The organism is Amycolatopsis sp. NPDC000009, from assembly GCF_055563465.1.
This window is the reverse complement of the sequence record NZ_JBVHDI010000008.1, coordinates 265,780-281,972: the sequence shown is the minus strand read 5'-3', so window position 1 is coordinate 281,972 and position 16,193 is coordinate 265,780. Positions and strand designations below refer to the sequence as shown.

The window sequence follows — 16,193 nt, the reverse complement described above, 5'->3', positions numbered from 1 at the left end:
ACATGGCACGAGTTTGAGATTGATCTTGGGTGACATCGCCGTGAGATATTCCGGAGTCCGGCAGAGCTGGTCGCAGGATTACCGGACATCGGAGTGGCTCTGCGAGGCCTGCTTCGTATTCCCGGACGTGATGGGGTGCGGGCGCTGATCGAGCCTTTGCCTTGCCCGGCAGGTCGCAGAGGACAAGGCGGGCGAATACGGGCTGCGGCCTGATACTTGCTCCCCTCGCCCAGGGGGCCGCCGAGGTCGGCGCCGATCAGCTCCGGACCTCCGGGGCCTTGAGCAGGTAGCAGCGCTCTGGTCCAGTCTGTACCGCTCGATCGCGGGTCGACGCGCCGTTCATGGGGAACGCGCTCGCCGATGCCGTGTTTCGATCCGGCGGCAGGCAACGCCGGTACCCCGGCTTCCGCATGGCACAATATATCGGTTCGCGATATATTGGGTTCCATGGCAGGTCGAACGATGACGGAGCAGGCGTTCTTCGTCCTCACCGCGCTGGTGGACACGACGCGTCACGGGTACGGGATCGTGGGCGAGGTGAGCGATCTTTCGGACGGCCGTGTGCGGCTGAAGGTCGGAACGCTGTATGGCGTGCTGGACCGGCTGGTCGCGGACGGCCTGGTCGAGCCGGACCGGGAAGAGGTCGCCAACGGGCGGCTCCGCCGGTACTACCGGCTGACCGAGACCGGGCGCACAGCCCTCGCGGCCGAGGTCCAGCGGCAGGCCTCCAACGCCCGTGCCGCCTCGGAACGGCTGCGCGCGTGGCGGCCCGCGGACACCGGGGGCCTGGCATGAACCGCCTGGAGGACCGATACCGGCGGGTTCTGCGACTGCTTCCCGCCTCCTACCTGCAGGCGTGGGAAGAGGACATGGTCGCCACTTTCCTGCAGAGCGAGCAACCCGAGGACGCCGAAGACGCGGAGTTCGCCGCCGACTACGGTCGGCCGAGCCTGCCGGAAGTCGCCAGTGTCGTGGCATTGGCGGTGCGACTGCGGCTCGGGGGTGACGGCTCGCCGCCCCGTTACCTCGCCTGGGGTGAGACGGTGCGGCGGCTCGCGCTGGTGGGGCTGCTCGTGCAAGCGGTGGCGGCTCTCGCCGGTCTGGGGGCGGGCCTGTGGTCTCCCTGGGTGACGAACGTGGTGGCCGTCGATCAGGTCGCCGACGTGCAGGCCCTGCTCGGGTTGGTGTGGGTGGCGGCCTATTTGTCCCTGGTGACCGGGCGATGGCGCTCGGCGCGCCTGCTCGCGGCACTGGCACTGGCCCCATCCGTGGTCTTCTTCGCCGTGGATTTCGCGACCGTCGAGGGGGCGTACGGCCTCTCCCGGGTCACCGGGCTCCTCGTGGACGCGGTGCCGGTGCTGGCGCTGGCCGCGTTCCACCGGCAGGCTTCACCGGTGAAAGCACGGCCTTGGCTCATCGCGCTGCCGGTCGGTGTCTCCCTCCTGACGATCGCGATGCTGCTCTCCTCCTTCACTGCTCCGGCCTTGGTGGACTGGCCAGGCGTGGTCTGCACCGCTGTCTTCGTCGCCGCCGTCATGTACTTGAGCGTGCCCGGGATGAGCTGGCGAAGCGCCACGGTGTCCTGGTCGACGACACTGGCACTGTTCGCGCTCACCGCACTGGGGCAGCGTGTCGTGACGCTGATGGACTACCTCCAGTTCGCCGCGCGAACCGCGGACCTGGACGTCATGATCGCGATCGCCGCCGTGCAGGCCGCGGCGGTACTGGTGATAGCGACGCCGCTCACGATGCTTGCTGTCAAGGCGATGCACACTCTGCCGGCGGTCGCCGCCCCGGTGAAATCGTCCACGCCACCCGGAGAGACTGACTGACCAGACGATCGCTTCGGCCACGGCGTTTCGCCGTGCTGGATCGTTGTCATCAAGCTTTCATCAGAGCGCACTAACGTTCGTGCGGTGATCGAACCACAGTGGCAGCAGGAATCATCGCCGAAGAAGTCCAACGCGGGCTTGATCGTCGGCATCGTGGTGGGGGTGCTCGGTCTCGCGGGTGGCGCTGTGACCGCGCTGGTCGTCACCCTGAACGACGGCGGGGGCGGCGCGGCCGAGTCCGGTGGTGACATGCTCGCCACCTCCGAAAGGTTCGTCCAGGCGTATAACAAGGCGGTCGATTCCTCAGACCTGGCTGCGGCATCCTCACCGGCGGCCACCGCAACGGCTGGGTGGTCGCCGAAAACGGGTCGCAGTCCATCCCGGACGCGATGGCCGCCCTGCTGGCCGACCTCGGCGCGAAGATCGAAACCGGTGTCCACATCGGACATGCGAGCCAGCTTCCGCCCGCCGACATCACGATGTTCGATCTCACGCCGGAATCGATCGCCCGGATCCTCGGCAACCGCTTGCCGCGTGCGGTCTCCCGCCGGTTCACTCGTTTCCGGCGCAGCCCCGGAGCGTTCAAAGTGGACTTCGCCGTCGAAGGCGGCGTGCCCTGGACCAACGCCGAGGCCCGCCGAGCAGGCACGGTCCACCTCGGCGGCACCTTCGCCGAAACCGCGGCAGGAGAGCGGGAGATCGCCGCCGGGAGGATGCCCGAGCGTCCGTTCGTGCTGGCAGGTCAGCAATACCTCGCCGACCCCGGCCGGTCGGCGGGAAACGTCCACCCGGTCTACAGCTACGCGCACGTGCCCCACGGATACACCGGCGACGCCACCGAAGCGATCATCGCGCAGTTCGAACGCTTCGCCCCCGGCTTTCGCGAGCGGGTGGTCGGCACGCAGGTGCGCACGACCACGGAACTGGCCGTCGGCAACCCGAACTTCGTCGGCGGCGACATCATCACCGGCGCGAAAGACGCGCGGCAGCTGGTTTTCGGCCCGCGTATCGCGGCATCCCCTTATTCCGTCGGCATTCCCGGCATGTATCAGTGCTCGGCGGCGACCGCGCCGGGCCCGGGTGCGCACGGCATGTGCGGTTACAATCACGACATCAACCGGTTGGGCAATCGGCGTGCAGTATCCCTTGTGGACACTTAGCACGGGGGGCGCGAGTCGGTCCGGAATTCTGCCGTCCAGGGCGGTCGGCTCCTCGCGAAGTCGACGAGGACGCCCGCGCACCCGAATCGTCGCTCACCCACGCACGTCAGCCAGACCCGTCACACCACCGTTGTCCATTAGTTCGGGAAGCCGAGAGTTCCGATGATTGCTCGACACGATTTCGAAATCGGCGAGTTCCGATTTAGTCATCGTGGATGGTGAGCGGCGGGTCGCTTCCCTTGATCGTCGCTGTTAGCCTGAAGTCGTGACGCTCCAAGTGTTCGCTCTGCTCGTGGGTGCGGGATTCGCCGCAGGCCTGTCCGGGACGATCGCCGGACTGGCGTCGCTGTTTTCTTATCCCGCGTTGCTGGCCGCAGGTCTTTCGCCGGTGTCCGCGAATGTGACGAATACGATTTCGCTGGCCATCGGCAGTATCGGCGCCGTACACAGTTCTCGCGAAGAGTTGTCCGGGCAGGGCCGGGTCCTGCTGCGGCTCGCGCTGGTCTGTGTGCTGGGCAGCGCGGCGGGCGCGGCGCTGGTCCTGCTCACCCCGCCCAGTCTCTTCGAGAAGGTCGTGCCGTTCCTCGTCGGTGGCGCCTCGATACTGATCCTGATACGACGGCGGACCACGGAGACCGCCGGGGACGAGCGTTCCGGGCATCGCCACGGATGGCTCGCCTTCGGCGGCGTGTTCGCGGTTTCGGTGTACAGCGGCTATTTCGCCGCGGCGGCCGGGGTGATGGTGCTGGCCGTGCTGCTCGCGACCATGCGCGAGACGTTGCTTCGCGCCAACGCGCTGAAGAACGTGCTGATGGTCGTGGCGGACGTGGTCGCCGCGGTCGGTTTCGCGTTGTTCGGCCCGGTGGACTGGACGCTGGTGCTCCCGCTGAGTATCGGTCTGCTCGCCGGTTCTTGGCTCGGCCCAGTGGTGGCACGCCGATTGCCCACCGACCTGCTGCGGATCGGTATCGCGCTGGCGGGTGTCGGGCTCGCGATCAAGCTGGGCCTCGACGCGTTCTGACTCCATCGGCCACCTTTGTCCATCAGTTCGGGGTGTGTGGATTTCGGGACATCTGATGTCCCGAAATCCACACGGTGAGGGACGCGGCCCGACAGCGGCACCGGCACCAGAACACGACCCCCTGAAGCGCTCAGCGAAGGCCCGAGCCCGGCCAAGCGACATCGCGTTCTGACCGGCCCGCCTCAGTTAAGGCGCTGGCCGAGCGCGTCGGCGATCGCCCACGCGAGGGCCTGGTTACTGGTGACCACCGGGCGGCCGATCATGCTCTCGATCTTCCCGATCACCGGTGTCACCCGGAGCGAGGTGCAGCAGATCAGCAGCCCGTCGGCGCTCGCTGTGCAGGTTTCGCGGGCCGCGTCCACGATCGCCGACGGCGGTACGCGCGTGATGTCGGGATCCTGCCGGAGTTCGAAACCGGTGATGTTGTCGACGTCGAAATCCTCGTTCGCGAAATAATCCGCGATGGCTTCGTTGAGTGGCCGGACGTTGGGCGTGAGGATCGACAGGCGCCTGATCCCCAGGTGCCGCAACGAGGCAGCGGCGGCGCTCACCGGGGAAAGGCATCTGGCACCGGGTTTCGCGGCCAGGAGAAGCCGCTCGACCGTGTCGTCGCCGATGACGGCGGCCCCGGCCGTGCACCCGTAGACCAGGACGTCGAGATCCTGACCCGGCAGGATGCCCGCGGCGGCCGGGGTGATCCTGTCCGCCGTCTGACGCAGGGTCTCCGCCGTGATCGGATTCGTGTTCGACATCCGTGTCGTGCACAACCTGATGGCGGACGGGAGAAGCCCTCGAAGGTCGTCTTCGATGTTGACGTCGGTGGCGAGTGCCAGCAAGCCCGCGGTGCCGGCGGGCCGAGTGTCGTCGAAGTCTTCGTCGGCCCAGTCGGTGCGTGTTCGTATCCGGGTCATCGGATCGGCATGTCCTCCTTCACGGTGGTTCGGTGGATGACCCGCTTGTACCTCTTGGTGTCGAAGTTCGTGGCGGCGTGGACCACCCGCCGGTTGTCCCAGAGGACGGCGTCGCCCTGGCGCCATTTGTGCCGATAGACGAATTGCGGACGGCACGCGTGTTCGGTCACCGTGCGGATGAGTTCGCGACCCTCCCGCTCGTCCATGCCGACCGCGCCGACACACATTCGCGCGCCGAAGTAGAGCGCTTTCCGCCCGCTTCGGGGGTGTGTGCGGACGAGGGGCCAACGTTGCGGCGGCTCCCTTTCAAGCTCCAGCTCCGCCGCGCTGATGATCTCGGGTTTGCCCAGCTCGCGAAGGAAATCGTTCACTCCGCGGACCGAGTGCAGGAGTACCACGTCGTCGAACTGCTTCTTCGTCACCTCGTCCAGCGCCTCATAGGAGGAGTACGTGCAGGCGAACAGGGTGTCACCACCTTCGGGTGGGACCTTGACGCCGTACATCATGCTGATCCAGGTCGGTGCCGCGTACTGGGAATGATCCGCGTGCCACTCGAGTTGTCGTGCGTCCGATTCGCCGTTCTCGTCGTCGGGGGCGAACAGGACGGCCTTTTCGGAGGGGTTGCCGATGACGAAGATCTCCGGGTTCCCGGCCTGCCGGTCTTCGAAGCGAGGGGGGAGATCGAGCTCGCCGAAGGCGCGACAGAACCGGACCTGCTCATCCGGCGTTATCTCCTGATCCTGGACGAGAAGTACCCCGAACTCCTCCAGACCGGCCCGTATCCGTTCGGAGACGCTCTCGCTCGGCACCTCCCGGATGTCGAGACCGACGACGCGGGCGCCGAGCGGCGCGTCCAGCGGCTCGAAGCGGAGCTGTGTTCCATTGCGGGTGTTCACGAGTTTCACATCCCTCAGTAGGCGTGGGCCGCGGCAGCGTGTTCTTCGGCCTTCTCCGACAGCATCTTCTCCGCGAGAGCCCAGATTTCCGGGCGGGCCTCACGGAAGGCCGGCCCGCCGCCACGCGGTTGGTCGGTCAAGGTCGCCTCGCCCCGGACCAGCCGGTCGAGGGCGGCCACAACGACGTCACCGCACGCCTCGTTGATCTGGAGAAGCAGCTGGGGCAACGTGGCGACCAGGGGTGGATCCATATCGTGGACGAGGATCAGGGGGCCGAGATCGACTCCCGCGTCGATGAGGTGGGCGCTGACGCCCTGAGGCAGGCCGTGGATGACGGCCCAGATGTACGGGTTGTTGCCTCGGACGTCGGGTAACCGTCCAGGATGGACGTTGACGATCCCGCCCGGTACGGCGTCCATCACCGGGGTCCGCAGGATCCGGGTGTCGCCGAGTACACCGAGATCGAGGTTCGCTTCGAGCAGCGCCTCGCGCGTGGCCGCGTTGTTGTGGTCGTCCACCGTCACGTGTTCGATGCGGTGTTCGGCGCAGAGCTGCGCTGTCGGCTTGGGTGGGACGAATCCGACAGCCTGCCGTAACTTCCGAAGCTGGGAGACGCGGCCCTTCTCGGCGAGCAGGGAGTCTTCTTCGATGATCAGGCTGGGAACGAAGCCGGCTTCGACGAGCCGGTTCAGCATCATTTCCCCACGAGGATGAGCTTTGAGATTCAGATAGGCGAAGCGCAGGTCTTCGTGCGACGAGAAGTCGCGGACCTTGAACGGCCGTGAGTGATCCACGTTCAGAACTCCCATCTCGGTTCTCCCGGTCGGATTCGGTCAGTGCGGCAGACCGAGCGCGTCCGCCACGCGGTCCAGGTGAGTGTCGGCGTCGCCGAACGCGAGGGCCGAACTCGTCGCATGGAGGAGGTAGAGGTGCAGGTCGTGCTCGGCGGTGAAGCCGACGGCTCCGTGCACCTGATGTCCCAGCGCGCATACTCGCTGATACGCGTCGCTCACCCAACTTTTGGCGGAGGCGACGGTCAGCGCCACGTCGTCGGTGAGGGCAGGGGAGGACGAGAGGCCCCAGATCGCCTCGTAGGCGATGAATCTCGCTGTCAGCACGTCGATGGCGATGTTCGCGCAGTGGTGCTGCACCGCTTGGAAGGTCCCGATCGGCTTGCCGAACTGATGGCGCTGACAGGCGTATTCGACGGTCATGTCGAGTACGCGCCGCGCGCCGCCGACCATCTCCGCGCAGGTCGCGGCGGCGCCGAACGCCTCGGCGGTTTCGAGAACCTCGTGTCCGCCCCCGGCTCGTCCCAGCATGGCGTCGGCGGGGACCGGGGCAGCTTCGAACCGGACCCGGAAGTACGGGGTCGGCCCGATGGCCGGCTGCCTGTCCGCGGTGATCCCCGTCGTCTGCGCGATATCGACCAGGAACGCCGTCGAGCCCGTACCGGTTCGTGCGATCACCAGGAATCCGTCGGCCGTCGCGGCGAAGGGGACGAGATCGGCGGTCCCGCTCAAGGTGAAGTGGTCCGTGTCGGCGACCGCGGTGACGATCGAACCCGTGCCGACCGCGGCCGGCGCATAGGTCACTTGCCCGCCGGAGGCCAGCCGGGTGAGCCAGGACGATCGTTGCCCCGCCGTGCCGAAGCGGTCGATCGGCATCCCGGCGCAGGCCGTCGTGGTCAGCAGCGGGCTCGGAACCTGTACGGCGCCCAGTTCCTCGAACAGCAGGCAACTCTCCAAGAACCCTTCGCCGACGCCGTCGAATGCTTCCGGTATGGACAGTCCCGGCCAGCCGAGTTCGATCATGTCCTTCCACAGCCCGGAGGAGAAGCCGTCACCGGACCGGACGGCGCGGGCTCCCGCCATCGCGGTCTTCGCCCGTAGCACTTCCCTGGCGGTGGTTCGGATGAGCTCCTGCTCGGGGGTCAGGGTGAGGTCCATGATCACTTCTTCCTGGCAGGCGGAATCTTGTCCGAACGGGCCCAGACTCCCGGCTCCGCTTCCCAGAAGAGCTGAACGAGCACACCACCTGTGTGTTTGGGATGGATGAAGGTGTGTTTCCAAGCGGCGCCGTCCTTCACACCTTCGTCGAGCCCGAACGTCGGCACTCGATGCGCGTCGCAGGCGGCCATGGCGTCATCCCAATCGGAGACCTCGAAGGTCACGTGGTGCGCCGCGGGTCCGTTCCGCGCCAGGAATCTGTCCACAAAGGAATCTTCGCCACGACCGGTGATCACCTCCCAGCAGATCGTGGAGCCGGGGATGTTGAGCACCAGGTCGGCCATGTCCGGGATCTCGTCGTCGGGTGTCCGCCAGACCTGGACGAAGCCTGCCAGCTCCTCGTACCAGTCCGCCAGCTCGTCGCGGTCGTGAAAGGCCTGGCAGATGTGGTCGATGCCCACGATGCCGAGCGCCGGTCCCTCGGTGTCGGCCGAGGGGATCGCCGTGGTCTCGTCGTCGCCGACCATCGCCGGCTGACCCGGACCGCGCAGGCGCCACAGGACACCGGGTTCGTGACGTGGTGGGGACAGCGAGGCCTCCACCCACCGGCCCGGTATCGAATCGGTGATCTTCAAACCGTGCCGCTCCAGTTCCAGCACGGCCTCATCGAGATCCGGCACTTCCGCTCCCACGTGGTGCAGCCCGCCGCGGCCGCCGTGTTCGTCGAGCCATACCCGGAGTGGTGAGTCCTGGCCGGACGGGGCGAGAACGACCCAGTACTGGCCGTGCGCGCCGGGCACCGCCATGCTCACACCCCGGACGCCGTCACGACGGTTGTCCCAAGTGCGCAGGGGCCGGAAGCCGAAGACGTTCGTCATCAGCGCGGTCTGCCCGGCCAGATCGTGCGTGACCACCGCGATATGGGCGATCCGATAGATACGGAGCACGGGTCCCTCCTCCGGGAGTCAGACAGGGTGTGGTTCGATCCAGTCGTAGCCGCCGGTCACCAGTTCCTTGACCAGGCGCAGGTTGTACCGGTTCATCGCGGCGATCCGTTCGGCGAGCGCGGCGACCTCGGAGTCGAAATCCGCTGCCGGGAACAGTTCGTTCACCAGTCCCCACTCGAACGCGCGCCGGGCGTCCAACCGGATCCCGGTGAACAGCATCTGCTTGGCGCGCGCCCGTCCGACCCGTGCCGGCAGTCGTTTCACGCCGCCCCATCCCGGAGCATTGCCGCCGGCTTCGGGCTGATCGGGGTCGCCGTCCTCGGTCATCTTCGGCCGGAACGGCGGCCTTGCCGACAAGGTGATCTCGACCAAGCCCAGCTTCGCGTCCTCGTGGGCGACGATGAAGTCGGCGGCGAGCGCCAGCTCGAGACCGCCGCCGAGGACGTAACCGTGCACGGCCGCGAACACCGGGATCGACAGCCGGTCCATCATCGCGAAGGTCCTGGAGCCGAGCCTGCCCTGCTCCACGCGATCGGCGTTCGTCAGTGATTCGGACCATCGGAGGTCCATCCCGGCGCAGAACGCCCGGTCGCCCGCACCACGCAGTACGGCCACGCAGACGTCCGGGTCTTCGTCGATCTCGGTGAAAACCCGGTGCAGGGCGTGAATCATTTCCGGGGTCACCGCGTTGAGCTTGTCCGGCCTGTCGAGGGTGATCCAGCACACTCGATCCTTGACCGTCACATTCAGTCCGTCGTACATCGAATCCTCCTCGCGTCTGCTCAGCCCCTGGGTAGCCCGAGGCCCCTGGTCGCGATGACGTTGCGCTGGATCTCCGAAGTGCCGCCGAGGAAAGTGGAGGCGATCGCGTCGAGCCGCAGGCGGGTGAAGGCGCCGTCGAGTGGTGCGGATCGGCCCGCCTCCCCGCGCCGCAGCACGCTGTGGCCGCCGAAGACCCGGGTTCCGGTCCTCGCCAGCCGTTGCTGCAGTTCGGCGCCGAACACCTGGTTGACCGAGGCCTCGTAGCCAGGGACGGCGGCTGATGGTGACGCCGAACTGCGTGCGATGTTGTACAGCGCTCTGATCTCGACGTAGCGACGCGCCACCGCGGCCCGTGCGCCGTGCCTCCACTCCGGCCGCAGGTAGGCGGTCCCGCACGGGGACCTGAGAAACTCGACGAGGCGCTTGAGATCCTGCTCCAGCTTGACCGTCGCGCCGATACCCGCGCGTTCGAAACTCAGGGTGTCCATGGCGACGTACCAACCCCGGTTCTCTTCGCCCACCCTGTTGGCCACGGGGACGCGGACACCTTCGAAGAAGATCTCCGAATAGGGACGCGCGCCCCGGATGTCGGTGATCGGGCGGATGGTGATTCCCGGGGTCTTCACATCGATCAGCAGGAAGGTGATGCCGCGGTGGCGCGGTGCCCCGGCGTCGTCACCGGTGCGGACCAGGACGAACAACCAGTCGGCGTGCTGTCCCAGCGAGGTCCACACCTTTTGCCCGTCGACCACGTAGTGCCCGCCCTCCCGCACCGCGCGGGTGCGCAGGCCCGCGAGATCGGATCCGGCTTCCGGCTCGGAGAATCCCTGCGCCCAGGTCCGCTCGCCCCGAGCGGTCGGCGGCAGATGCGTGGCCCGCTGCTCGGGCGTGCCGTGTGCGAGCAGTGTCGGCCCGAGCAGGAAGACGCCGAGCCCGTTGACCGCCGGTACACCTGCTCGCATCAGCTCCTCGTAGAGCACGAACTCCTCGGACGCCGACATCTCCGCTCCGCCGTACTCCCGGCGCCAGCGCGGCGCGATCCAGCCGCGCGCGGCCAGCGCGGAGGCCCACTCGCGGGCTCCGCGGGCCCGGGCCGGATCCGCGCTGCGCCGGTCGGCCATCCAGTCGTACCCCCGGACATCCTCTGGTTCGAGACCTTGCTCGGCGGCCGGATCGGGGTGATAGGAGTCCGGAAAGCGGTCTCGGACGAATCGCCGTACCTCTTCGCGGAACGCGGCTTGCCCGGGGGAGTCGTCCCAGTTCATCCGACCCCTTCCGTCGCCGGTTCCGGCACGTGGGCGAGTTCGCGACTGTCCCAAGTGGATGGTGTGATCCCGTGATCGCCGGCGGCCCGCAGTTCGTGCTTCGCCACCTTGTCGGTCGCCGTGCGGGGCAACGCGTGAACGAACTCGACATAGCGGGGCACCATGAAGCCCGGCAGCTTCTCCCGGCAGTAGGTCAGCAGCTCCTCATGGGTCAGTGCGGAGTCCTGCCGGAGAACGACCGCGATCTTCACCTCGTCTTCGCCGAGGTCCGAAGGAACCCCGAAGACGGCGCACTCCTGGACGGCGGGGTGCGAGTTCACCTGCGATTCGATGTCGAACGCGGAGATGTTCTCTCCCCGGCGCCGGATCGCGTCGGCCATGCGGTCCAGGAAATAGAAATAGCCGTCATCGTCCTGCCTGACCCGATCACCGGTGTGGAACCACATGTTGCGGAAGGCGCGCGCGGTGGCGTCGAACCGTCCGTAGTAGCCGCCCGTCAGGACGTAGGGCTGCTTGGGACGCAGGACCAGTTCGCCGGCGGAACCCGGTGGCAGCGGCCGGTCTCTGTCGTCGACCACTGCCGCTTCGAAGCGTCTGGAGTTGACCACCCCGCACGATCCGGTGCGCCACCGGCCGAACGGGCTCGCGATCGGCACACCCGCTTCGGTGCTGGTGTACGCCTCGACCGAACGGACGCCGAAGCGTTCGTGGAACTTCGCGTCCAGAGCGGACTTCCCGGTGTAGAAGACCTTCAGCGGATGTTCTCTGTCTCGTGGCGTAGGCGGCCGGTTGAGCAGGATGGGCAGCATCGAGAACACCGAGATGGCCACCTTGGCGTCGAAATGACGCACGTCGTCCCAGAACCGAGAGGCGCTGAAACGTTCGACGACGGCGATCGTCCCGCCGGTCAGCAGTGCCGACATCATGCCGTCCCACAGGCCGGCCGCGTGGAACAGTGGCAGCGGGCAATAGATCTTCTCGCCGTCCGGGTTCACGAAGTCCGTGACGTCCTGCGCGCATGCCAGTGCCAGTGCGTGCGGAACCAGCGCGCCTTTGGACGGACCCGTAGATCCCGACGTGTACATGATCGCCAGAAGATCGGAGAAGCAGGCGGCGTGATCGGGACGGACGTCCTGGTGCACCATGAGGTCGGCCAGGGTGGTCGTGTCCCAGAAGGTGCGGACATCGGGAGGACCGGCTCCCGGCTCGGTGCGCACGATCACCCGGCGGAGATCCGGCAGGAGTTCCGGAGCCGTGGGAAGACGGCTCGCGAGTGGCTGATCGATGATGACCGAAGAGCATTCGGAACTCGTGAGAACGTGTCTCAGCAGGTCACCGCGATAGGCCGTGTTGACCGGTACCGCGACGGCTCCGAGTTTGGCCAGCGCGAAGATGGCGAACACGATCTCCGGGCAGTTGGGCAGCATCACGGCGACGTGGTCGCCTGCCCCTACGCCGGTCGCCGCCAGTCCCTGCGCGAGCCGGTTCGTCCGGGTGTCCACCTCGCCGAAAGTGAAGGTGACGTCACGAAATTCCAGGAACGGCTCGTGCCGATGCGACTCGGCGCGCTGTTCGAGAATTCTTCCCAGTATCAGTTCTTCCACGGATCCTTCGGGCATCACGTCTCCGAACGCCACCGATCGGTGGCACAGCTACGTCGACCGCCGCCGCCGGCTCGGGAAAGGAGACCGGTCGGACCGAGTTCTCAAGGGGCATGGCGCCACCAGGGGAACGTGGGCGGCCCTGTCATTGCCGGACAGATCTTCTTGGTCCACAAGGGACTTGTCCTGACGTGACGACTTGCCGTTGCGAACCGGCGATTTCCTGTCGCCGACTCCAGGCTTGCGCTCGAATGGTGGCGCTGTACATCCGCCATTCGAGGGTTCTGCCGATCACGCCGGGCAGCGGCCGGTCCGGGCGAGTCCTCGTCGTCGAATCGGCCGCAAGCGCTTACCGCGCTACGCTTATGGAAGCCGGGACGGAAATCGGTAACGAAATTCGAGCTTCTATTCGGGTGCTCGCAATGATCGTCGTAGCGGCTACGATATTCGTAGAATTGAGGCGGGTTCGAGTGCCGGTCGTCACCCGGTCAGCGGATGGGTCATCCCATGATGTGCACTATGCTCGGCGAGAGCCAGACTCAATTCGCAGCAAGGGAATACGCTGCGCGGCAGAATAGCGACGAGTCGATGTTCGGCCGGTGTGACGATAATCGTGTCGCCCGCCGAGTCGTTCGCGTTCGGAAGGTTGTCGATGGTTGGCCCGGCGGCAGAAGCAGGTTTGAGTCGTTACACCGCCAATATCGCCGCCTATCTGGATCATTGCGGCAGTACTGACCGGGTAGGCAGGCTCGCGGCGTCGATCAGGTTCGATATGGACCTGCGTAGAGCCGACGGTCTCGTCATGGTTTCGCATCACAACTGCCCGCTCAACCGCCTCGGTGACGGTTCCCGGCTTCTTTACGGCGGCTGCACCGATTTCGCCCAGGTTCGCCGGATTCTGTCACGTGAAATCGAACGGCATGGTTGTGCACTGGTGGTGGGACGCCGGCCAAGGGAGTGGCGCCGACCGGACGCGGAAGCCGGATTCCTGCTCATCGACGGTCTCGACGGTCATAGTTGGCACGTTGAGGATCGTTTCGTCGAGGCGGGCGCTGAAGGTTCCGACGCGCCTTTCCGCGACTGGATCCGGGAAGGCGACCTTGCGGAGCTTATGGCCGTCCCTCATCGTGGCTCCGCGCCGAATCGTCTTCGCACCGTGATGGCCTTCGGATATGCGACGCCGGTGCCTGCCGGAACGCGGTACCTTGTTGTCCGAAGACGCTCGGCTGCCGCGATCGTGGAATCGTCGGACCGCTGGAACGACGACAGTGCGTCGGCGTTGGATCGTCTCGCGGACCGGATTTCCCGTGAACCCGTTCTCGCCTCCGATCCCGGCGTACTGCACGGCTGCTGGACCGCTGCGCAACACCATTTGTTTCGTTGCCGATTTCTCGGAGAGCAACTTCGATTCGGGACGACGAGGGCGTGTCAACGTCGAGTGCTGCGTACCGCGGCCCGTCGATGGTCGCGGTTGCCGTATCTTCTCCGATCCGCCGCGAGTCGTTCGCGTGAGGTGCCCCGTGTGTCGGCGGCGTGCGCCGCGCTCCATGAACTCGCCGAAGTCGAGACCGAGGTCGACAGTTCCGCCGCCGGCGCGCTGACGGTACTGCGGGGTATCGGAGACTGACACCTGTCCATGGAGTCGATCACCGAATGGGGGTTGTGGTGCGGGAATCAGCCGTGAGAACGACAGACCTTGTGCTCAGAAGACCCGATGTGCTCGACGCGGCCTCGATGTACGAACTCGCGTGCCGCTCGGAAGGGACGGAAGCCGAGCCGCCCGGCACCTATGTCCGCGTTTGCCGGGATTTCGCTTCCACGTCCTTGGTCGCCGTCGACAGGACCGGACTGGCCGGTTTCCTGCTCGGCTACGTCAAACCCCGCGACTCCTCCAGCTGTTTCGTGTGGCAGGCCGCCGTCCGGCGAGGTCCCGCTCCCGAGGACTTGGCGTACGCGATGGTGGCGGACATGGCACTGCGGGTCCGGAGCGACGGGGTGCGGTACTTCGAGGTGGCGGTCGGGGTCGACGACCACGTCCTGGCCGCGATCATGCGCAGGATCGCCGGGGATCAGGCCGTCGAACTCGAGGTGACCGAACTGTTCTCGGACAGCGATGTCGGGTCCCGTCGTGGTGCGAAGATGCTTTACAGGTTCGCGATGCGCGAAGCGCCGGCGGCCCGGATGGACGGTTGATCGGCGACCATCACCGGGGGCCGGTTCTACGAACGGCCGGACATGGCGGCCTCCGCGGCAGGCGAGACGGTCTGCTCGCTGTGCCTGAGCACCGACCGCGACGGCTCACCCGTACCTGTCCGCACAGAACGGGTGAAAGACGGCCGGTCTCCTCGCGGGACCGGCCGTCCCCCGTGTGCCTGGCCCGTCAGCTGGTCGACTCGGAATGCCACCGGGTGTGGTGGTCAGCCGTGCCACTGCTGTTCACGTCGAACCCCTGGTAGTGGGCCGTGGTGTTCTCATCGGCCTCGGAGAAGCTGCAGTACACCCAGATACCGCTGGCGTGCGAGTGCGGGTTGAGGCAGCCACGCGTCTTCCACGTGCCTCCGTCCTTGAAGCGGAGCGCTCCCACGGCCGAACGGCTGTTCGCCTCGTCGTCCTTCACGAAGATCTTGTCGCCGTTGCGTACGAAGCAGACGTGGACGTAGGTGTTGTTCGACGCCTCGTTGCCGCTGCAGCCGTGCTTGTCGGCCTGGATCGAGACGTCGAGGGCGGCGGCTTCGGCGGCCGACACCGGTTGCCCGATCACGACGTCGGTGGGCACGCCCGAGTTCTGTGGCTCCGCGGCGACCCCCGGCGCCGCGAAGGCCAAGGTTGCCATCCCCACGGTGCCCGCGAGGACCATCATCCGAAGTCTGTTTTTCATTGCGATTCCCCTCGATCGACTACTGGTGACCGCGCTGTATGGCGCTGGCAAGAGGATCGAGGGTGGCTGACGTGCTCACCACCTCTTTTCCCCGGAGGGAAAACATTCGGCCGGCTCCGCTCGGCATCCTCGTCTGGAGCAGGGCAGGGACTTGCTCCATGCGGTCGAACACGGAGCGTTCGGAGCCGCATCCGGCTCCACGACACGGATGATCAGCTTGACGCGCTTGCGTCCATTCGGAGGTGCGAGCCTTTCCGGATCAGCGGTAGTTGTGGCCGATGAACCCTGCCGCCATCTCGACGCTTCCGTCGAACGAGTAGGACAAATGCCCGAAACCAGGTCCGCGAGTCCCGAGTCCGCCGCAGACGAGGTCGCCGAGGTTGCAGATTTCGAGCGCTTTCGGCCCGTAAACGGGGCTGGTGTCCTTGATCGTCTGCCGGAACAGACCGCCGAGGGGGTTGCCGAAGACCACGACCGCCACCACACGGTCGGCGAGGCCGGCCGGAACGGTCTCACCGGAACCCAGGCCGCTTTTCACGCCGATGGCGATGTCGGTGACGCTGGCACCCTGCGACAGGCCGCCGAGCACGAACTTCGTGCCCGGGCAGGCCGCCGCCAGGCGGACGACGTGGCGCGTCATGTCGGTGGCACCGGGCCCCGCGCTGCTCTGGTCGATCGAGGCCGCGTAATCGACGGCGTACGAGCTGACCGACTTGCCGGGAAGAGCCCGCTGAACGGCTGGGATCAGAGGCTTGCCGACGACGCCGGGGCCGGGGATCTCCGTGGTCCCGCGAGCGAAGACCACGTCCAGATCCGGGCAAGCCGTCGCCGACGGCGTGGCCGTGGCCGTGGGCGCCACCACGGCCACGGCACCGATGGCCAGCCCGAGCACCGCCGTCAACCGGCTCCTTCGTGCGCTCATGATCGTCTTCTCCTTTGAAGTCGCCCTGCCTGACGATCTTCGAGCCTGG

At 66.7% G+C, this 16,193-nt stretch carries 16 protein-coding genes; 6 read left to right on the top strand and 10 right to left on the bottom strand.

Features of this window, described 5'->3' with window-relative positions:
• Positions 1–447 precede the first annotated feature (447 nt).
• From ACZ3HL_RS23200 to ACZ3HL_RS23185, 4 genes are all read left to right on the top strand, one after another.
• The gene (locus ACZ3HL_RS23200) at positions 448–795 is read left to right on the top strand and encodes a PadR family transcriptional regulator (protein ID WP_465533576.1); all 348 of its coding nucleotides are present in this window, start codon (positions 448–450) and stop codon (positions 793–795) included.
• Positions 792–1,832 carry a hypothetical protein gene (locus ACZ3HL_RS23195; protein ID WP_465533574.1) on the top strand — a complete coding sequence of 347 codons (1,041 nt, stop codon included), beginning with the start codon at positions 792–794 and terminating at the stop codon, positions 1,830–1,832. The genes ACZ3HL_RS23200 and ACZ3HL_RS23195 overlap by 4 nt, the downstream gene beginning before the upstream one ends.
• Before the next feature lie 350 nt (positions 1,833–2,182).
• Positions 2,183–2,992 carry a phytoene desaturase family protein gene (locus tag ACZ3HL_RS23190; RefSeq protein WP_465533572.1) on the top strand — a complete coding sequence of 270 codons (810 nt, stop codon included), beginning with the start codon at positions 2,183–2,185 and terminating at the stop codon, positions 2,990–2,992.
• Between the two features lie 265 nt (positions 2,993–3,257).
• Positions 3,258–4,013: a sulfite exporter TauE/SafE family protein gene (locus ACZ3HL_RS23185; RefSeq protein ID WP_465412562.1), complete on the top strand. Its 756-nt coding sequence runs from the start codon at positions 3,258–3,260 to the stop codon at positions 4,011–4,013.
• 182 nt (positions 4,014–4,195) lie between these two features.
• Here the strand turns inward: ACZ3HL_RS23185 and ACZ3HL_RS23180 are convergent, their stop codons facing one another.
• Genes ACZ3HL_RS23180 through ACZ3HL_RS23145 form a run of 8 tightly spaced genes read right to left on the bottom strand, consistent with a single transcriptional unit; the run spans position 4,196 to position 12,347 of the window.
• Positions 4,196–4,924 (bottom strand): maleate cis-trans isomerase family protein, encoded by a 729-nt coding sequence (locus ACZ3HL_RS23180; RefSeq protein WP_465533570.1) that lies wholly within the window; start codon positions 4,922–4,924, stop codon positions 4,196–4,198.
• The gene (locus ACZ3HL_RS23175; RefSeq protein ID WP_465533568.1) at positions 4,921–5,820 is read right to left on the bottom strand and encodes a TauD/TfdA dioxygenase family protein; all 900 of its coding nucleotides are present in this window, start codon (positions 5,818–5,820) and stop codon (positions 4,921–4,923) included. The genes ACZ3HL_RS23180 and ACZ3HL_RS23175 overlap by 4 nt, the downstream gene beginning before the upstream one ends.
• A 14-nt stretch (positions 5,821–5,834) precedes the next feature.
• Complete coding sequence (locus ACZ3HL_RS23170) at positions 5,835–6,629, bottom strand: formyltransferase family protein (RefSeq protein ID WP_465533566.1); 795 nt, start codon at positions 6,627–6,629, stop codon at positions 5,835–5,837.
• 24 nt (positions 6,630–6,653) lie between these two features.
• Complete coding sequence (locus tag ACZ3HL_RS23165; RefSeq protein ID WP_465533564.1) at positions 6,654–7,769, bottom strand: acyl-CoA dehydrogenase family protein; 1,116 nt, start codon at positions 7,767–7,769, stop codon at positions 6,654–6,656.
• A gap of 2 nt (positions 7,770–7,771) precedes the next feature.
• On the bottom strand, positions 7,772–8,716 hold the full coding sequence (locus ACZ3HL_RS23160) for a VOC family protein (RefSeq protein WP_465533562.1): 945 nt from the start codon (positions 8,714–8,716) through the stop codon (positions 7,772–7,774).
• An 18-nt stretch (positions 8,717–8,734) separates the two neighbouring features.
• Positions 8,735–9,478, bottom strand: coding sequence for an enoyl-CoA hydratase/isomerase family protein (locus ACZ3HL_RS23155; protein WP_465533560.1), 744 nt, complete (start codon positions 9,476–9,478; stop codon positions 8,735–8,737).
• Between the two features lie 20 nt (positions 9,479–9,498).
• Positions 9,499–10,743: an acyl-CoA dehydrogenase family protein gene (locus ACZ3HL_RS23150; RefSeq protein WP_465533558.1), complete on the bottom strand. Its 1,245-nt coding sequence runs from the start codon at positions 10,741–10,743 to the stop codon at positions 9,499–9,501.
• Entirely contained in the window at positions 10,740–12,347 is a 1,608-nt protein-coding gene (locus tag ACZ3HL_RS23145) for an AMP-binding protein (protein ID WP_465533556.1), read from the bottom strand. Before ACZ3HL_RS23145 ends, ACZ3HL_RS23150 begins: the two co-directional genes overlap by 4 nt.
• 598 nt (positions 12,348–12,945) lie before the next feature.
• Here ACZ3HL_RS23145 and ACZ3HL_RS23140 point away from each other — a divergent pair.
• Positions 12,946–13,971 (top strand): hypothetical protein, encoded by a 1,026-nt coding sequence (locus tag ACZ3HL_RS23140; RefSeq protein ID WP_465533554.1) that lies wholly within the window; start codon positions 12,946–12,948, stop codon positions 13,969–13,971.
• A gap of 53 nt (positions 13,972–14,024) precedes the next feature.
• Complete coding sequence (locus ACZ3HL_RS23135; RefSeq protein ID WP_465533552.1) at positions 14,025–14,537, top strand: GNAT family protein; 513 nt, start codon at positions 14,025–14,027, stop codon at positions 14,535–14,537.
• A 187-nt stretch (positions 14,538–14,724) separates the two neighbouring features.
• Here ACZ3HL_RS23135 and ACZ3HL_RS23130 read toward each other — a convergent pair whose 3' ends face one another.
• Together ACZ3HL_RS23130 and ACZ3HL_RS23125 are read right to left on the bottom strand one after the other, a co-directional pair.
• Positions 14,725–15,222 carry a hypothetical protein gene (locus ACZ3HL_RS23130; RefSeq protein WP_465533551.1) on the bottom strand — a complete coding sequence of 166 codons (498 nt, stop codon included), beginning with the start codon at positions 15,220–15,222 and terminating at the stop codon, positions 14,725–14,727.
• Between the two features lie 259 nt (positions 15,223–15,481).
• Positions 15,482–16,144, bottom strand: coding sequence for a cutinase family protein (locus ACZ3HL_RS23125; protein WP_465533549.1), 663 nt, complete (start codon positions 16,142–16,144; stop codon positions 15,482–15,484).
• Positions 16,145–16,193: the final 49 nt, after the last annotated feature.